We start from the raw sequence: 15,989 nt of genomic DNA, 5'->3' as shown, positions 1-15,989 counted from the left end.
CCCGGCGTCTCCGCCCTCTCAGCCGGTGGCCTCCTTGCGGCGCGCCCGGTAGGCGGCCACATGCAGACGGTTGCCGCAGGTCCGGCTGTCGCAGTACCGGCGCGAACGGTTGCGCGAGAGGTCCACGAAGGCGTGCCGGCAGTCCGGTGCCTCGCAGCGCCGCAGCCGCTCCTGCTCGCCGGCCACCACGAAGAAGGCCAGCGCCATGCCGCAGTCGGCCGCGAGATGGTCCGCCACGGACGCGCCCGGGGCGAAGTAGTGCACATGCCAGCCATGGCCGTCGTGGTCGGTGAGGCGCGGGGTGGTGCCCGCCGCCGCCACGAGTTCGTTGATCAGCCCGGCCGCGGCCCTCGGGTCCGGCGCCGCGAAGATCGACCCGAACCGGCCACGCACCTTCCGCACCGCCGACAGGTCGAACTCGGACAGCACCCCGACATCGCTGATGTCGTGCTTTCGTACGAAGTCGGCGAGGGCCGTGATGTCCGACAGCCCGTCCTCGCCGCCGTCCTCGTCCGGCGCGGTGTTCACCAGATCCACCACGACATCGAGTGCGCACCGGGCGTCATGGGTGATCAGCACGTTCTGCTCCCTGGCCTGGAGGTGGGCGTGGGCGCCCGCCGATGCTGGCCGATGGTAGTGGCTCACGCCGCGGGCACACCGCCGTCGTCCGCACATGGCTTCGAATAGAACGCCCGGGGCTCGCCCACGGTTCCCACGGGGGGGCGGAACGGCCGTCCGGTCCCCTGGCGACGCACCAGAGCCCTCAGGGGCCCCACAGGCCCCGGCACACACCGGCGCCGCCCTCGCGGTGCGAGGACGGCGCCGGTGGCCTGCCTATGCGGTTGTCCTGGCCCGAGCCGTCACCCCGAGTCGACGGCGCCGGGCGGCTTGCGGGGATCTCGCCCTAGCTTTCCGCCAGGATGTGCGAGAGCTCCTGGTCGAGGTCGAAGTGACGGTGTTCCGTACCGGGGGGCACGGCGGCGTCCGTCCGCTTCAGGAAGGACTCCAGGGCTCGCGCGGGGGCCTCGAGCAGTGCCTCGCCCTCGGGAGAGCTCAGGGCGATGCAGACGACCCCCTGACCATGACTGCGCGACGGCCAGACACGGACGTCGCCGGTACCGGTGGGCCGGTGGAGGCCCTCGGCGAGGAGGTCGCGGGCGAACACCCACTCGACGGTCTCCTCGGCTCCGGTGTGGAAGGTGGCGTGCACGGCGTAGGGGTCGGCCGTGTCGTACCGCAGGCCTGCGGGGACAGGCAGGGAGGACTCGCTCGACACAACGAGGCGCAGGTGCAGCTCGCAGCTGACCGTGGTGTTCATAAGCGCCAGGGCCTTTCGCTCAGTGTGCGCTCGGGGATTCGCACGTCGGCGAAATCGACATGCCACCTACGGTGCCGTTGTAAACCCCTCTGAGTGTTTTGCGTGGGATTACGTAACTCTTCCGGCCGAGAACCCGTTCGCGCGGTACGACCATTTCGGTGACCGGATTCGGTCCGGTAGGGTTTGGCCGTATGAATACGGGGAGTGACGAGTCCGGAGGCGCCGCCGTGGCGTCCGAAGGGACGCACGTGAGCGAGGCGCGGGACGACGGTGAGCGGGCCCTGGGATCCCGGGCGCCCGAGTTCGTCAAGGCACGGCGTCTGCTGCACCTGAGCTGGCAGGTGGGCGTCTTCATCATCGGCCTGGCGGTCGTCGGCGCGGGGATCGTCATGCTGCCGCTGCCCGGCCCCGGCTGGGTCGTGATCTTCGGCGGCATGGCGATCTGGGCGACCGAGTTCGTCTGGGCCCAGCTGGTGCTGCGCTGGACCAAGCGCAAGGTCACGGAGGCGGCCCAGAAGGCGCTCGACCCGAGGGTCCGCCGGCGGAACATCGTCCTGACCTCGGTCGGCCTGGTGATCATCGCCGTGCTGGTGGGGATCTACGTGTGGAAGTTCGGCGTCGTCATGCCCTGGAAGATCAAGGACCAGTGAGCCCGCGGGGGGCGCGGGCGTCCTCCCGGCTCCGCCCGGGGCGGTCACCCGCACCCCCTGACATGGGGTAATGTTCTGTCTGCGCCGGGGCGATTAGCTCAGTGGGAGAGCGCTTCGTTCACACCGAAGAGGTCACTGGTTCGAACCCAGTATCGCCCACCCGGATCCGACGGCCCGTCTGTGAGACCACAGGCGGGCCGTCGGCGTTTCCGCTTGCCGGCCTTGATCCCGTCACGGCCCCCGGACACCGGACGGTGACGATCCGTTACATGGAGTGGAGTCCCGGGCGCCGCGCCGAAATGATCAGCGCGCATCAAGAGAACTATCCGAAGATCAAGGTCAAGACGGACTTTCGGCCGTACCCGGACTTCCGGAAGAAGTTCAACACACGGGCGCCCGGGGGGAATCCGCCGGACGTCTTCCGGAATTCCCGCGGGAATACGGCCTGGGAATGCGCTGCGCGATCATGTGCGGGTCGCCCGACGAGGGGACCGCGTGTCCGTGCGGTCCCCTCGTCCTGCCGTCAGCGCATGGTGCCCAGGAAGTCCCGCACCCGGCGGGCGTCCCGCAGACGCTGTTCGTACGTCGCCCCGACGGCCAGCAGCAGAAGGCCGGCGAGGGCGGGCGGCACCCAGCGGGGGAGCGCGTCGGTCACCTGGACGATATACGGGGCGAGTTCGTGCAGGGCGTCCAGGGCGAGCACCGTGCCGCCGAGCAGGAGCGGCGCCTGCAGATGGTGCCGGGCACCGAGCAGCGTGACCGCCAGGGCGGCCAGGCCCAGCAGCAGGGGGCGCGCCCAGTGCGGGTCGCCCCACGCGGCCAGCAGACTCGGCACGAGCGTCGCGGCGAGCCCGGGGCCGTACGCCGTCCAGGACGAGACACCCGTGTCGCGGCGCCTGCTCAGGAAGCCGACGGCCAGCGCCGGGACGGTGACCGGCAGGGTGTACGCCTCCGGGGTGCCGACGTCCCACGCCGCGAGGCGCACCCACGCGGCCAGCACGAACAGCGCGGTGCCCGCGAAGGCGAGGGGACGGCGGCCGGGGCGCAGCGCGGTCGCGGAGACGATCACCGCGCACAGAGCGAGGACCAGGGCCAGCATCGGCAGATCACCGGACGCGGCCGCCAGGGCGAAGGCGAGCAGCGCGGACACGGCGCCCGTGACCTCGACCGGGACGGTCGCGCGGGCGCCGTCCCCGAGCCGGGCCGCCAGCAGCGCCGCCACCACCGGGACCACCAGGACCAGTACGGCGGTGTCCTGCGCCCGCCAGCCGGCCGCGGCACCGGAGGCGCAGGCGAGCGCGGTCGCGTACCCGAGGGCGGCCGGGGCCGTGACCGGTGCGAGGCGCGGCGTCCAGGAGGCTGCCGCGAAGAGCGCGGTGAGGGCGGCCGTCACGGCGAGCGTCGCGCTCTCGTCGGCCAGGGACAGCAGGACGAGGGGCAGCGTGGTCAGCAGGGCGAGGATCGTGGCGGTAAGGCGGAGGGGTTCGGGCCGCTCGGGCGTCCGGATCCAGATGGCCGCCGCGAGCGCCCCGGTGGTGGTGCAGCCGAGGGCCACCAGACCAACGGCGTACGGGACGTCGAGCACGGCCGGGAGCACCAGCGCCGTCGCCCAACCGAGGACCAGGACCCCGGTCAGCGCCCGGGTACGTCCCACCGCGTCGCGCGTCAGGAACAGGACGACGGTGACGGCCGCCAGGACGAGGGGTGCCGTCCCGGTGTGCGGGGGCCATGGCGCGTCGGCGGTGACCGCCGACCGCACGGTTGCGGGCGCCCCTGACCACACCCGCTCGATCCAGGAGACCGGACCCGTCAGCGCGAGTGCCACCGGCGGCAGCGTCCACAGCAGGGCCAGCCCCTGTACGACGGCGGAGGCGTGGACCAGGCCCTCCCGCACCGACTGCGGCAGCCGGGCCGGCCGCGCCACGGCCAGCAGGGCCATGCCGCAGGCCAGATACGCCGGGACCGTCCATACGGAGGGCAGCACGGGGCGGACCGTGCCGCCCACCGCGGCGACCGTGAGGAGCCCGGCCGCCAGGGCCAGGCCGCCCGCCTGGCGTCCGGCCGCCGGCTGCCACGCGGCCGTCAGCACGACGGCCGCAGCGAGGAGGAGGAGCGCCGCCGCACGGGCGGCGGCGCTCGGGCCGGTGGCCGTCCACGACAGCCAGCCGGCCGCCCACACCCCCGAGACGCCCAGGCCGTAGGCGCCGACGACGGCGGTCAGCCGGACGGGCCGGGCGGACATCCGCAGCGCCACGGCCGTGTCGCACGCCGCCGTCACCAGCACGGCGAGGGTGACCACATGCACTCCGGCGTCGGCGGCCATCGCCCCCAGCGTCAGCGGCAGTTGGGCGGCCACCAGGGCGGCCGGCAGGGGCAGGCGCAGAGCCGAGGCGCGCGGCAGCAAGCCGTACGCCGTCCACAGGGCGGCCAGCGTCGCCGAGGCGACGGCCGTGTACCCCGTGCCGTCCGTGCCGGGCAGCGCCGCCGCGTGCAGCGCGTACGCGTCGAGCACCGTCAGCGCGAGCCCGAGGCCCGCCACCGACTCGGCCGTCGAGCGCAGCCCCCGCTTCAGCAGCGGCACCGGCGCCGCGAGCACCGCCGCCGTGACGGCGCCCAGCACCAGCGCACGCCCCGCGATCCCCAGGTCACCCCAGCTGACCAGGGTGAACGCGATCGCCGCGATGGTGAGCAGCACACCGCCGAGCAGCAGAAGGACGTTCTGCACCCGGGGCGCCGAGGCCTCGGGGCGCGGCGGGGCGACGGGCGCGGGGGCCTGGGGCGCGGCCGTGTGGAGGGCCGTGACCAGCCAGGCGCGACGGTGCAGCAACTGGGCCCGGCGGGCGTCCAGTCGGCGCAGCTCCAGATCCAGGAGCCGCAACTCCTCGGCCGGTGGCGGAATGTGCGTCATAAACGGAGTGTGGTCCGGGTCACGCCCGCCCGGCATGAGTGCGGGTACTCAGAGGACGTACTCAGTCGGCGTGCGGACCGGCCTGAGCGGGGCACACTTCGCGCATGGACTGGAGTCACTACCGTTTCCGCAGTCTCTGGGTCCTCCCGGCGCCCCCGGCCGTCGTCCTGGAAGTGCTGGAGCGCGCCGAGGACTATCCGCGCTGGTGGCCGCAGGTCCGCTCGGTGCGCAGGACCGATGACACCACCGGCGTGATCACCGTCCGGTCCTTCCTCCCCTACGACCTCACCTTCACGGCCCGCGAGGTGCGGCGCGACCGGGCGGCAGGGGTCCTGGAGATCGCCATCTCCGGTGACCTCGACGGCTGGGCGCGCTGGACGGTCACTCCGCACGGCGACGGGTGCCGGGCCCGCTACGACCAGGTCGTCGACGTCAACAAGCCGTTGCTGCGCCGGCTCGCGGTGCCGGGCCGGCCGGTCTTCCGGGCCAACCACCGGCTGATGATGCGCGCGGGACACCGGGGCCTGCTGGCGCTCCTCGCCGAGGGGCGGCAAGCGGTTTGAAGGAACCGCGCGGGGACCTGTATTGTTCAGTGCGTTCCCGGGCGATTAGCTCAGTGGGAGAGCGCTTCGTTCACACCGAAGAGGTCACTGGTTCGAACCCAGTATCGCCCACCGGGAGAAAGCCGGTCCGCCTGACGCGGGCCGGCTTTTCCGCTGTTCAGGTCGCGGCCTTCGAGACCGCAGCCGTTCAGGCCGCCGCCGGGAGATCCGGCCGCAGCGGCCATGCCGGGTCCACCGACTCCTCCGTGCCGCTGCGCGCGAACCACGCCTGCAGGCCACGGGCCTGTGCCGCGTGCCACACCGCCTGGAGCGTGTGCAGCTCCGCCGGGGACAGCCGCTCCAGCCGGGCAGCGAAGCGCCGGCCCACCGCGCGCACGACCTCCAGCGACGCCAGCGCGTCGGCCGCCGCGTCGTGCGCGTCCTCCAGGTCGACCTCGTATTGCGCGCACAGGTCGGTCAGGGTGCGGCGCCCCTTGCGGTAGCGGTCCAGATGCTTGTCGAGGACCCGTGGGTCGAGCACCGTCAGCGACCTCGTCTCGAACCAGCGGGACAGCGACGAGGCGCGGTGCCGCCTCAACTCGCGGTCCAGCAACGTCAGATCGAACGGCGCGTTCATCACCACGAGCGGGCGGCCCGCCGTCGCCTGCGCCGCCAGCTCCTCGGCTATCTCCTGCATCACCGGCGCCGGCCAGCGGCCGTTGCGCTGGAGGTGATCCTCCGTCAGTCCGTGCACCGCCGTCGCCGCCTCCGGCACCGGCACACCCGGGTTCACCAGCCAGCGCGTCACCCGGGGCCGGGTCCCCGGGGCGTCCTGGACGACGACGGCCGCCGAAACGATCCGGTCGGTCTCGACGTCCACGCCTGTCGTCTCCGTGTCGAATGCCGCCAGCGGGCCTTCGTACCAGCACGCCATACCGCTCAACCCCTCGTCCATCCACGGCAGCTGACGTACCGTCTTCTGCCCGTTTGGTGATACCCGGGCTGTTTGCGGCGTACGCCGGAAGGAGACAACAGGAGTACGGGTCTTTGCAGTTCAGCGGCCCGCCACGGGGATTCACTTGCTGGGAAGGCTGTTCGTCATGGCGATCGCGCAGCCCGAGCGGGACGGGCTGCTGCCCGGACGGACGGGCCCTTCTCGCGGTTCACTCGCCACCACCGCGTGCATGGAGACGCTCCAGGTGGGCTATCTGCACGCGGTGGCCGCGGCGGCGGGATGCTCGCTGTCCCAGCCGTTCCCGGACAACGGCATCGACTGGCACGTCAGCCACAGCGCACCCGGCCACACCGTCGACGACGAGGTCACCATCAAGGTGCAGCTGAAGGCGACGTACCAGGTGGCGCCGGACCCACCCGGCCGCTTCTTCTCCTTCACGCTCGACAACGCCCATCTGGCGAAGCTCGCCCGCACCCCGGTCTCGGTGCACAAGATCCTCGTCGTGATGATCGTGCCCCGGTCCCAGGAGCAGTGGCTGCGCGCCGGACACGACCGGCTCGACCTCAGGCACTGCTGCTACTGGGTCAACCTCGCCGGTCACGCGATCACCGGCCGGCGCCGCACCACCGTGCGGATCCCGACCTCCCGCATCTTCGACGACCGGGCGCTCTGCGAGATCATGACGCGGGTCGGGACCGGAGGCAGACCATGACCCACCGCCCGCTGCACGAGAGCGCCCGGCCGGTCCGGCCGCACCCCGTCGACGCCGCCTGGGACCGGCCGCCCGAGCCCGGTGACGTCGACCCCGCCGTCCTCGCCGCCCTGCTGCACCGGCACGGCTGGCAGCGGCGCGGGGGAGCGGCGGGCCGCTACGGCCGCTGGACCCCGCCCGGACCGGGAGGCGGCGGCACCAGCCTGCTCGTCCCGGAGTCCCGCGCCTTCCCCGACAGCGACGACCTGCTCACCGAGGCCCTCACCGCGCTGTCCCGCAGCGGCACCGCCGCCGCCCGCGAGGTGCTGGTCTGCCTCGCCGTGCCCAGCGACGAGATCCGCTGGTGGCGGGACGCCCCGCGCGGCCCGGCCGGGGCCGCGCCCTGGGCCGCCGAGCAGGAGCTGCGCACCGCCGCCCGCCGCACCCTGCTCGCCGCCGCGCTGGCCACCCGCGCGCGGGCCGGCTACCACGGCGCCCGGCACCGCCGCGCCGCCGTCGGCATGCTGGAGGACGTCCTCGTCGGCTCCGCGCCGGACGGCCGCGGCCTCACCGCCTTCGTGCCCGTCGCCACCGGGCGCCCGCTCGCCGTCCGCCTTCACCAGGCGCTGTACGCGGCCCGCGAGGCCGTCGACTACCAGCGGGCCACCGGCGGCATGGACGCCTTCGACGGAGCCGTCGAGGCGGGCGTCAGCCGGGAGCTGATCGAGGGCCTCATCGCGCTGGTGCGCGGCACGGAGGGCGCGCGGGTCGCCGTGGAGTGGGCGCCGGCCGCCGGTGTCCCCGAGGACTGCCAGGCCGACGGCGAGCCCGTCGAGTTCTCACCCGGCGACCTGCCCGTCCTGCGCGCGGCCGGCGCCCGCTATCTGCGCGAGGAGCCGTCGGTGCCGGTGCGGATCACCGGTGCCGTCGTACGGATGCGCCGGACCGGCACCCGCGGGGAGGGCACCGTCCGGCTGCGCGTCATCGCCGGCGCCGAGGTCTCGCACGTCCGGCTGACCCTGGACGAGGAGGCGTACCGCATCGCCGGGCACGCGCACCTCGTCGGGCTGCCGGTGCGGGTGCGCGGCCGGCTGGAGAGCCGGGGCGGTTTCCGCAGGCTGGCCGGGGCCCGCGACGTGGTCCCGGTGCAGGTCGACGACGCGGAGCGGGACCGGCTGATGAAGGCGCTCCAGGAGGACCTGGACTTCTTCGAAGAGGTGTGCGCGGGCGAGGACACCGGCGACTGACACCGGCCGGAGCCGGAGGGGGCCGCGGCAACCGTTTCGCGATCGGTGGTCGCGGGTCGGTACGATCGCAGTCATGCGCGCGCTCCTGGTATGGCGCCGCACCCACCCTTCAGTCAGGAGAGACCGGTGTCAGACGTCCGTGTGATCATCCAACGCGATTCCGAGCGGGAAGAGCGCGTGGTGACGACGGGCACTACGGCCGCCGACCTCTTCGCCGGCGAGCGCTCCATCATCGCCGCGCGCGTGGGCGGCGAGCTCAAGGACCTGTCGTACGTGCTCTCCGACGGCGAGGAGGTCGAGGGCGTCGAGATCTCCTCCGAGGACGGTCTGAACATCCTGCGGCACTCCACCGCGCACGTCATGGCGCAGGCGGTGCAGGAGCTCTTCCCCGAGGCCAAGCTCGGCATCGGCCCGCCCGTCAAGGACGGCTTCTACTACGACTTCGACGTCGAGAAGCCCTTCCACCCCGATGACCTCAAGGCCATCGAGAAGAAGATGCAGGAGATCCAGAAGCGCGGCCAGCGCTTCTCCCGCCGTGTCGTCACCGACGACGAGGCCCGCGAGGAGCTGGCCGACGAGCCGTACAAGCTGGAGCTGATCGGCCTCAAGGGCTCCGCGTCGCACGACGACGGCGCGGACGTCGAGGTCGGCGCGGGCGAGCTGACGATCTACGACAACCTCGACGCCAAGACCGGCGACCTGTGCTGGAAGGACCTCTGCCGCGGTCCCCACCTGCCGTCGACCCGCGCGATCCCCGCGTTCAAGCTCATGCGCAACGCGGCCGCCTACTGGCGCGGCAGCGAGAAGAACCCGATGCTCCAGCGCATCTACGGCACCGCCTGGCCGTCGAAGGACGAGCTGAAGCAGTACCTGGAGTTCCTCGCCGAGGCCGAGAAGCGCGACCACCGCAAGCTCGGCAGCGAACTCGACCTGTTCTCGATCCCCGAGCAGATCGGCTCCGGCCTCGCCGTCTTCCACCCCAAGGGCGGCATCATCCGCCGGGTCATGGAGGACTACTCGCGCCGCCGGCACGAGGAGGAGGGCTACGAGTTCGTCTACACCCCGCACGCGACGAAGGGGAAGCTCTTCGAGCAGTCCGGGCACCTGGACTGGTACGCCGACGGCATGTACCCGCCCATGCAGCTCGACGAGGGCGTGGACTACTACCTCAAGCCCATGAACTGCCCGATGCACAACCTGATCTTCGACGCGCGCGGCCGTTCCTACCGTGAACTGCCGCTGCGCCTCTTCGAGTTCGGGACCGTGTACCGGTACGAGAAGTCCGGCGTCGTGCACGGCCTCACCCGCGCCCGCGGCTTCACCCAGGACGACGCGCACATCTACTGCACCCGCGAGCAGATGTCGGACGAGCTCGACAAGACGCTCACCTTCGTCCTCGGGCTGCTGCGCGACTACGGCCTGACCGACTTCTACCTCGAGCTGTCCACCAAGGACCCGGAGAAGTTCGTCGGCTCCGACGAGGTCTGGGAGGAGGCGACCGAGACCTTGCGCCAGGTCGCCGAGAAGCAGGGCCTGCCCCTGGTGCCCGACCCGGGCGGCGCCGCCTTCTACGGCCCGAAGATCTCCGTGCAGACCAAGGACGCCATCGGCCGCACCTGGCAGATGTCGACGATCCAGCTCGACTTCAACCTGCCGGAGCGCTTCGACCTGGAGTACACCTCCGCCGACGGCTCCAAGCAGCGTCCGGTCATGATCCACCGTGCGCTGTTCGGCTCGATCGAGCGGTTCTTCGCCGTGCTCCTCGAGCACTACGCGGGCGCCTTCCCGGCGTGGCTCGCGCCCGTCCAGGCGATCGGCATCCCGATCGGCGACGCGCACGTCGAGTACCTGGAGAAGTTCGCCGCCGCCGCGAAGAAGCAGGGGCTGCGCGTCGAGGTCGACTCGTCCTCGGACCGCATGCAGAAGAAGATCCGCAACGCCCAGAAGCAGAAGGTGCCCTTCATGGTCATCGCGGGCGACGAGGACATGGCCAACAACGCCGTCTCCTTCCGCTACCGCGACGGCTCCCAGGAGAACGGCATCCCGTTCGACGAGGCCATCGCGAAGATCGCGAAGATCGTCGAGGAGCGGGCGCAGGTCTGATCCACCGGCAATGGGAGGCCCCCGGGAGCTCAGCTCTCCGGGGGCCTTCTGTCGCCCTCGCGCGCGAAGACCTGCAGCAGCCAGGAGGAGAACGACCCGGTCACCGCGCCCAGCAGGGCCAGCCCGCCGGCCATCATGGCCGTCGCGATCGCCCGGCCGCCCGTGGTCACCGGGACGATGTCGCCGTACCCGACCGTGCTGAGGGTCGCCGCCGTCCACCAGACCGCGTCGCCGAAGGTCCGCATGGTGGCGCCGGCCGCCCCGCGCTCCTGCTGGAAGACGGCCAGGGCCCCGGCGAAGCCGAGGAGCAGCGTGGACAGGCTCGCGTAGGCGATCACCCGGGCGTGCAGGGACAGCCGGGGCTCTCCCTGCCGGTGCTGGATGGCGTCGTAGAGCGGCACGATCCGCAGCGGGCGCAGCAGCGGCAGCAGAACCACGACCGTGTGCAGGAAGTGCGTCCGCGCGAAGCGCGGGAAGCGCTCCCCGCTGAGCCGCTGGCGCACCACGTAGTCGGCGGCGAACAGCAGCCAGAGCGCCGCCATCGTGTACACGCACAGGTCCTTCCAGAACGGCGGCATGCTCACCGCGAGGACGCGGGCGGCGTAGGCGGCCAGGAAGAGCAGCGATGCCAGGAACAGCGGGATCTCGGTGCGCTGCTCCCAGCGGGCGTAAGGGCTGTCGTCGTCCACGGGCCCAGCTTGGCCGGTGCCCGCCGCCGGTCCGCCCCGGCGACACGCCGGGAACGGGCGAAGCCATATGCTGCACGGTATGACGAGTGAGCCGGAGCAGCAGTGGGGAGTGGGCATCCAGGACGCGTTCCAGCGTCTGTGGACGCCCCATCGGATGGCGTACATCCAGGGTGAGAACAAGCCGACCGGTCCCGGCGCGGACGACGGCTGCCCCTTCTGCTCGATCCCGGCCAAATCGGACGAGGACGGGCTGGTGGTCCGGCGCGGGGAGCAGGTCTACGCGGTCCTCAACCTGTACCCGTACAACGGCGGGCACCTGATGGTCGTGCCCTACCGTCATGTCGCCGACTACACCGACCTCACGGAGCCGGAGACCGCCGAGCTGGGGGCGCTGACCAAGCAGGCGATGACGGCGCTGCGGACCGCGTCGGGCGCCCACGGCTTCAACATCGGCATGAACCAGGGCACGGTCGCCGGTGCCGGGATCGCCGCCCACCTCCACCAGCACATCGTGCCGCGCTGGGGCGGGGACACGAACTTCATGCCGGTCGTCGGGCACACCCGGGTGCTGCCGCAGCTGCTGGCGGACACCCGGAAAATGCTGGCGGAGGCCTGGCCGACGGTCTGAGCCGGCCTTTGTGGACATGCCGGGGCCGGCACTCGGCCCCGGCTCCTACGCGTCGTAGACGTCCGCCTTGCGGGGCGAGGGGTCCTGGACTGCCGTGCTCAGGAAGGCCGAGCGCGCACCGAACTTCTCGGTGTCCACGCCGTTCTCCGCGAGCACCCTGATCGCCGAGGCGTGCACGGCCCGCAGCACCGGGGTGGCGGCGCGCAGCGCGTCGTCGGCCATGAAGCGGTGCCGCCACGGCTGGTCGGCCCAGGCGTGCCGCAGCCCGAACGGCTCGGGCAGGGCGATCGTCCCGCCCAGCCAGTTCAGCGCCGGCGGATACCAGGTGATCGGGGCCCGCACCGCGAGACGCACCACCTCGTCGGTGCTGACCAGCGGGAGCTTGATCGTGCGGTTCTCCCACGGCTTCAGCGACTTGGCGACCTCCCTGGTGGGCGCCTCGGGCTTCTCCTGGAAGAGCCCGTTGACCGGACCGAGGGCGTGACCCGTCACCTCGATGCGCAGCGTCTCGTGCAGCACCGTCACGGTGATCAGCATGGTGATGATCAGCTGGCCGTCCCACAGCGTCCACTGGACGCCCAGGTAGTGCCGGTCGCCGCTGCCGAACTGCTGCTTGTTGCAGATGTCCTGTATCGCGTGCGGCTTGACCTGGTACGCCTCGACGTCCGTGCCCTCCGGCCGGGACACCGCCGAGGCGCCCTCCGCGATCGGCGTGACGATCCAGTGGCGTATCGAGGGCTTCGGGAAGCCGCCGGTGTTCAGCGGGCCGCGCTCCAGCATGCTCAGCTGGTCGTGGATCGAGCGGATCACGTCCCAGCTGCGGAAGGGGTGGATCTCGCGGGACGGGTCGGCCGGCACCAACTCCTCGGCGAGCTGCCAGCTGCCCCAGCGCGTGCCCATGCCGAGTATGCCCTTGGGCCCGGCGTAGAAGACGGAGTTGGACTGCTGCTCGGCGCTGAGCTTGGCCAGTGCCTGGCGCAGATGCTCGGCCTGCGTCTCGTTGGGGCTGGCCGGCACCGCCTCCGGCACCTTGGCGCCGACGCTGCTGCCCGCGAGCAGGCTGTCCCAGCGCTCCCGAAGATCCCGCGCGGTGCGCTCGCAGACCTGTTTCGCCCAGAACCAGCCGAGGACCGGCATCACCACCGAGGCGCGCGCGTACCAGGCCCAGATGCCGGTGAACGGCATCTTGAGCAGGAAGAGCACGGCCAGCGCGCCCATCGCGACCAGGAGCACGGACCCGAGCGCCCCGCCTCGCTTGGCGTCCCGCTTGACGATGGTGGTGCGCAGCGTGAAGACCAGCAGCCAGACCAGGAGTCCCGGCAGGAACAGCAGACCGCAGACCACCATGATCCCGCTGAGCGTCCGGTCCCTGGCCTTGCGGATGTTGTTGGCGGCCAGGCAGTGCTCGACCACGACCTGCGGCTCGGTGCCGAAGGACTGGATCAGCGGCTTGCGGCCGTCGCCGAGCATGCGGTCGACCACGGCCCGCGAGAACGCCTCACCGAGGTTCGGCCGGAAGATCCGCGCCCAGGCACGGCCGGGCTTGACGTCCGTCTTGTGCCACTCGTTGTCGGCCTTCTTGATGTCCTCGTAGGGATTGTCCCGATAGGCCGCCGAGGCCAGCGCGAACGTCGCCGTCTGCCCCTCGCCCGCCGTGCGCGGCACCTGCGGACCGAAGATGTCCGCGTAACCGCCGTCAACGGTCATTCCCGCCCCCGATCGCCGCAGTGTCGCTCCTGCGGCCTTCCCGACTTCCGTACTGCGCACACCTGTTGATCGCCTGTCGATCGCCTGCCGATCGATGATCAGCGTATCCCCAGCCACCGACATCCGTCGGCGGACGGCCGAAGCCGCCCGCCGACGGGGAGGGGAGCGCTCAGGCCGGCGTCCGGAAGGCTCCGGCGCGTCGCCGTGGCGGCACGCGCGCCCGGGGAGCGACCGGGCGGCGCCGGGCGCGCCCTACGAGGCCACCCGCGTCTCCTCCCGGATCTTCTCCGCGATCTGCTGCGGCATCGGCTCGTGCCGCGCGTAGCGCCGGCTGAAGCGGGCCGTGCCGTGCGACAGCGACCGCAGGTCCACGGCGTACCGGCCGATCTCGATCTCCGGCACCTCGGCCTTGATCAGGGTGCGGCCGCCGCTGGTCTGCTCGGTGCCGAGGACGCGGCCCCGCCGACCGGACAGGTCGCTCATCACGGCCCCGACGTAGTCGTCGCCGACCAGGACGGACACCTCCGCCACCGGTTCGAGCAGATGGATCTTCGTGTCGTTCGCGGCCTCGCGCAGCGCCAGCGCGCCGGCCGTCTGGAACGCGGCGTCCGAGGAGTCCACCGAGTGCGCCTTGCCGTCGAGCAGGGTGACCCGGACGTCGACGAGCGGATGTCCGGCCGCGACGCCCTTGGCCGCCTGCGCCCGCACACCCTTCTCCACGGACGGGATGAACTGGCGCGGCACCGCGCCGCCGACGACCTTGTCCACGAACTCGATGCCCGAACCGCCGGGCAGCGGCTCGACCTCGATCTCGCAGATCGCGTACTGCCCGTGCCCGCCGGACTGCTTCACATGCCGGCCGCGGCCCGACGCCTTGCCCGCGAACGTCTCCCGCAGCGACACCTGATGCGGCACCACGTCGACCTGCACCCCGTAGCGGCTGCGCAGCCGCTCCAGCGCGACGTCGGCGTGCGCCTCGCCCAGGGCCCACAGCACCACCTGGTGGGTCGCCTGGTTCTGCTCCAGGCGCATGGTCGGGTCCTCCGCGACCAGCCGGGCCAGCCCCTGCGACAGCTTGTCCTCGTCGGCCTTGCTGTGCGCCTGGATGGCGAGCGGCAGCAGCGGGTCCGGCATCTGCCAGGGCTCCATCAGCAGCGGGTCGTCCTTCGACGACAGGGTGTCCCCGGTCTCCGCGCGGCTCAGCTTCGCCACGCACGCGAGGTCGCCCGCGATGCAGTGGCTGAGGACGCGCTGCTGTTTGCCGAAGGGCGCCGACAGCGCGCCGACCCGTTCGTCGACGTCGTGGTCCTCGTGGCCGCGGTCCTCCAGCCCGTGCCCGGACACATGCACCGTCTCGTCGGGCCGCAGCGTGCCGGAGAAGACGCGGACCAGCGAGATCCGGCCGACGTACGGGTCGGACGCGGTCTTCACGACCTCGGCGACCAGCGGACCGTCCGGGTCGCACGGCTTCAGTTCGCGCGGGCGGCCGTCGACCGTGGTCACCGCCGGCGCCGGGCGCTCCAGCGGGGTCGGGAAGCCGCGGGTGATCAGCTCCAGCACCTCGACGGTGCCGAGGCCCTGCCGAGCGCCGTCGGCGGCGGGGGCGGCCGCCAGCACGGGGAAGAACGTGCCGCGTGCGACGGCCCGCTCCAGGTCCTCGATGAGCGTCTTGACGTCGACCTGCTCGCCGCCGAGATAGCGGTCCATGAGGGTCTCGTCCTCGCTCTCCGCGATAATCCCCTCGATCAGCCGGTTGCGCGCCTCGTCGATCACGGGCACCTCGTCGGTGCCGGGTTCGGACTCCTTGCGCTCCCCGGTCGAGTAGTCGAAGAGCTTCTGCGACAGCAGGCCGATCAGGCCGGTCACGGGCGCGTGCCCGTCCGGGGCCGGCTCGCCGTGCAGCGGCAGGTACAGCGGGAGCACGGCGTCGGGGTCGTCGCCGCCGAACGCCTCCGCGCAGATCCGCGTCATCTCCTCGTAGTCGGCCCGCGCGGCCTCCAGATGCGTCACGACGATCGCGCGGGGCATGCCGACGGCCGCGCACTCGTCCCACACCATGCGGGTCGAGCCGTCGACGCCGTCCGAGGCCGAGACGACGAAGAGGGCCGCGTCCGCCGCGCGCAGACCGGCCCTGAGCTCCCCGACGAAGTCGGCGTAGCCGGGGGTGTCCAGCAGGTTGATCTTGATGCCGTCCCATTCGACGGGCACCAGGGAGAGCTGCACCGAGCGGTGCTGCCGGTGCTCGATCTCGTCGTAGTCGGAGACGGTGCCGCCGTCCTCGACGCGGCCCGCCCGGTTCACCGCCCCCGCCGTCAGCGCGAGGGCCTCGACCAGAGTCGTCTTGCCCGAGCCGCTGTGGCCGACCAGCACCACGTTCCGTACGGACGTGGGGTGGTCGGCCGCTGTAGCCCTGCCGGCGGCTCCGGGGTGTGCGTTCGCCTTGTCGCCCATGATCCTGCCTCCCGTGCACGGTGAGGTCACTGTGGGCGCGGACGTACGGTCCCTCTCCCGGGCCCGGGCCCGGAAGGCGCCCCCAGCGATGGCGGCTGCG

Annotated in this window: 13 protein-coding genes and 2 tRNA genes; 8 read left to right on the top strand and 7 right to left on the bottom strand. The window is 72.2% G+C overall.

The window, feature by feature from the left end:
• Positions 1 to 18 precede the first annotated feature (18 nt).
• Together KBY32_RS27500 and KBY32_RS27495 are read right to left on the bottom strand one after the other, a co-directional pair.
• Positions 19 to 579: a CGNR zinc finger domain-containing protein gene (locus tag KBY32_RS27500; RefSeq protein ID WP_210982057.1), complete on the bottom strand. Its 561-nt coding sequence runs from the start codon at positions 577 to 579 to the stop codon at positions 19 to 21.
• 325 nt (positions 580 to 904) lie between these two features.
• On the bottom strand, positions 905 to 1,318 hold the full coding sequence (locus KBY32_RS27495) for an SsgA family sporulation/cell division regulator (RefSeq protein ID WP_004002642.1): 414 nt from the start codon (positions 1,316 to 1,318) through the stop codon (positions 905 to 907).
• Between the two features lie 191 nt (positions 1,319 to 1,509).
• On the opposite strand from KBY32_RS27495, the gene KBY32_RS27490 reads away from it, so the two are divergent.
• Both KBY32_RS27490 and KBY32_RS27485 read left to right on the top strand, forming a co-directional pair.
• Positions 1,510 to 1,968 (top strand): TIGR02611 family protein, encoded by a 459-nt coding sequence (locus KBY32_RS27490; RefSeq protein WP_210982010.1) that lies wholly within the window; start codon positions 1,510 to 1,512, stop codon positions 1,966 to 1,968.
• Between the two features lie 87 nt (positions 1,969 to 2,055).
• Positions 2,056 to 2,127 (top strand) — tRNA-Val (locus KBY32_RS27485).
• 364 nt (positions 2,128 to 2,491) lie between these two features.
• Here KBY32_RS27485 and KBY32_RS27480 read toward each other — a convergent pair.
• A complete protein-coding gene (locus KBY32_RS27480; RefSeq protein ID WP_210982009.1) occupies positions 2,492 to 4,876 on the bottom strand; it encodes an SCO7613 C-terminal domain-containing membrane protein in 2,385 nt (794 codons plus the stop codon).
• Positions 4,877 to 4,980: 104 nt separating this feature from the next.
• On the opposite strand from KBY32_RS27480, the gene KBY32_RS27475 reads away from it, so the two are divergent.
• Positions 4,981 to 5,439: an SRPBCC family protein gene (locus tag KBY32_RS27475; protein ID WP_055623811.1), complete on the top strand. Its 459-nt coding sequence runs from the start codon at positions 4,981 to 4,983 to the stop codon at positions 5,437 to 5,439.
• A gap of 39 nt (positions 5,440 to 5,478) precedes the next feature.
• Positions 5,479 to 5,550, top strand: a tRNA-Val gene (locus tag KBY32_RS27470).
• Positions 5,551 to 5,626: 76 nt separating this feature from the next.
• Here the strand turns inward: KBY32_RS27470 and KBY32_RS27465 are convergent.
• Positions 5,627 to 6,352: a 3'-5' exonuclease gene (locus tag KBY32_RS27465; protein ID WP_210982056.1), complete on the bottom strand. Its 726-nt coding sequence runs from the start codon at positions 6,350 to 6,352 to the stop codon at positions 5,627 to 5,629.
• A 166-nt stretch (positions 6,353 to 6,518) separates the two neighbouring features.
• Here KBY32_RS27465 and KBY32_RS27460 point away from each other — a divergent pair, with 166 nt between their 5' ends.
• From KBY32_RS27460 to thrS, 3 genes are all read left to right on the top strand, one after another.
• Positions 6,519 to 7,085, top strand: coding sequence for a DUF4365 domain-containing protein (locus tag KBY32_RS27460; protein ID WP_055623809.1), 567 nt, complete (start codon positions 6,519 to 6,521; stop codon positions 7,083 to 7,085).
• Positions 7,082 to 8,311: a hypothetical protein gene (locus KBY32_RS27455; RefSeq protein ID WP_210982008.1), complete on the top strand. Its 1,230-nt coding sequence runs from the start codon at positions 7,082 to 7,084 to the stop codon at positions 8,309 to 8,311. The genes KBY32_RS27460 and KBY32_RS27455 overlap by 4 nt, the downstream gene beginning before the upstream one ends.
• Positions 8,312 to 8,437: 126 nt before the next feature.
• Positions 8,438 to 10,414 carry a threonine--tRNA ligase gene (gene thrS / locus KBY32_RS27450; RefSeq protein WP_210982007.1) on the top strand — a complete coding sequence of 659 codons (1,977 nt, stop codon included), beginning with the start codon at positions 8,438 to 8,440 and terminating at the stop codon, positions 10,412 to 10,414.
• A gap of 29 nt (positions 10,415 to 10,443) precedes the next feature.
• Here thrS and KBY32_RS27445 read toward each other — a convergent pair whose 3' ends face one another.
• Positions 10,444 to 11,103 carry a potassium channel family protein gene (locus tag KBY32_RS27445; protein ID WP_055623807.1) on the bottom strand — a complete coding sequence of 220 codons (660 nt, stop codon included), beginning with the start codon at positions 11,101 to 11,103 and terminating at the stop codon, positions 10,444 to 10,446.
• Positions 11,104 to 11,170: 67 nt separating this feature from the next.
• On the opposite strand from KBY32_RS27445, the gene KBY32_RS27440 reads away from it, so the two are divergent.
• Positions 11,171 to 11,731, top strand: a complete 561-nt coding sequence (locus tag KBY32_RS27440; protein ID WP_055623806.1) for an HIT domain-containing protein — start codon at positions 11,171 to 11,173, stop codon at positions 11,729 to 11,731.
• Between the two features lie 45 nt (positions 11,732 to 11,776).
• Here KBY32_RS27440 and KBY32_RS27435 read toward each other — a convergent pair whose 3' ends face one another.
• Both KBY32_RS27435 and KBY32_RS27430 read right to left on the bottom strand, forming a co-directional pair.
• Positions 11,777 to 13,438 carry a hypothetical protein gene (locus KBY32_RS27435; protein WP_055623805.1) on the bottom strand — a complete coding sequence of 554 codons (1,662 nt, stop codon included), beginning with the start codon at positions 13,436 to 13,438 and terminating at the stop codon, positions 11,777 to 11,779.
• Positions 13,439 to 13,690: 252 nt separating this feature from the next.
• On the bottom strand, positions 13,691 to 15,889 hold the full coding sequence (locus tag KBY32_RS27430; RefSeq protein WP_210982006.1) for an elongation factor G-like protein EF-G2: 2,199 nt from the start codon (positions 15,887 to 15,889) through the stop codon (positions 13,691 to 13,693).
• Positions 15,890 to 15,989: the final 100 nt, after the last annotated feature.

The sequence above is a fragment of the Streptomyces sp. RK62 genome (assembly GCF_018070255.1).
GTDB lineage: Bacteria > Actinomycetota > Actinomycetes > Streptomycetales > Streptomycetaceae > Streptomyces > Streptomyces nigra.
The sequence above is the reverse complement of the archived record's forward strand: the minus strand, read 5'-3'. Positions and strand labels throughout refer to the sequence as shown.

Bases quoted from the DNA above. Each gene is read 5' to 3' on its own strand.
- KBY32_RS27495 (WP_004002642.1), bottom strand. From the start codon at position 1,318: ATGAACACCACGGTCAGCTGCGAGCTGCACCTGCGCCTCGTTGTGTCG.
- KBY32_RS27490 (WP_210982010.1), top strand. From the start codon at position 1,510: ATGAATACGGGGAGTGACGAGTCCGGAGGCGCCGCCGTGGCGTCCGAA.
- KBY32_RS27480 (WP_210982009.1), bottom strand. From the start codon at position 4,876: ATGACGCACATTCCGCCACCGGCCGAGGAGTTGCGGCTCCTGGATCTG.
- KBY32_RS27475 (WP_055623811.1), top strand. From the start codon at position 4,981: ATGGACTGGAGTCACTACCGTTTCCGCAGTCTCTGGGTCCTCCCGGCG.
- KBY32_RS27465 (WP_210982056.1), bottom strand. From the start codon at position 6,352: ATGGCGTGCTGGTACGAAGGCCCGCTGGCGGCATTCGACACGGAGACG.
- KBY32_RS27460 (WP_055623809.1), top strand. From the start codon at position 6,519: ATGGCGATCGCGCAGCCCGAGCGGGACGGGCTGCTGCCCGGACGGACG.
- KBY32_RS27455 (WP_210982008.1), top strand. From the start codon at position 7,082: ATGACCCACCGCCCGCTGCACGAGAGCGCCCGGCCGGTCCGGCCGCAC.
- KBY32_RS27440 (WP_055623806.1), top strand. From the start codon at position 11,171: ATGCTGCACGGTATGACGAGTGAGCCGGAGCAGCAGTGGGGAGTGGGC.
- KBY32_RS27435 (WP_055623805.1), bottom strand. From the start codon at position 13,438: ATGACCGTTGACGGCGGTTACGCGGACATCTTCGGTCCGCAGGTGCCG.
- KBY32_RS27430 (WP_210982006.1), bottom strand. From the start codon at position 15,889: ATGGGCGACAAGGCGAACGCACACCCCGGAGCCGCCGGCAGGGCTACA.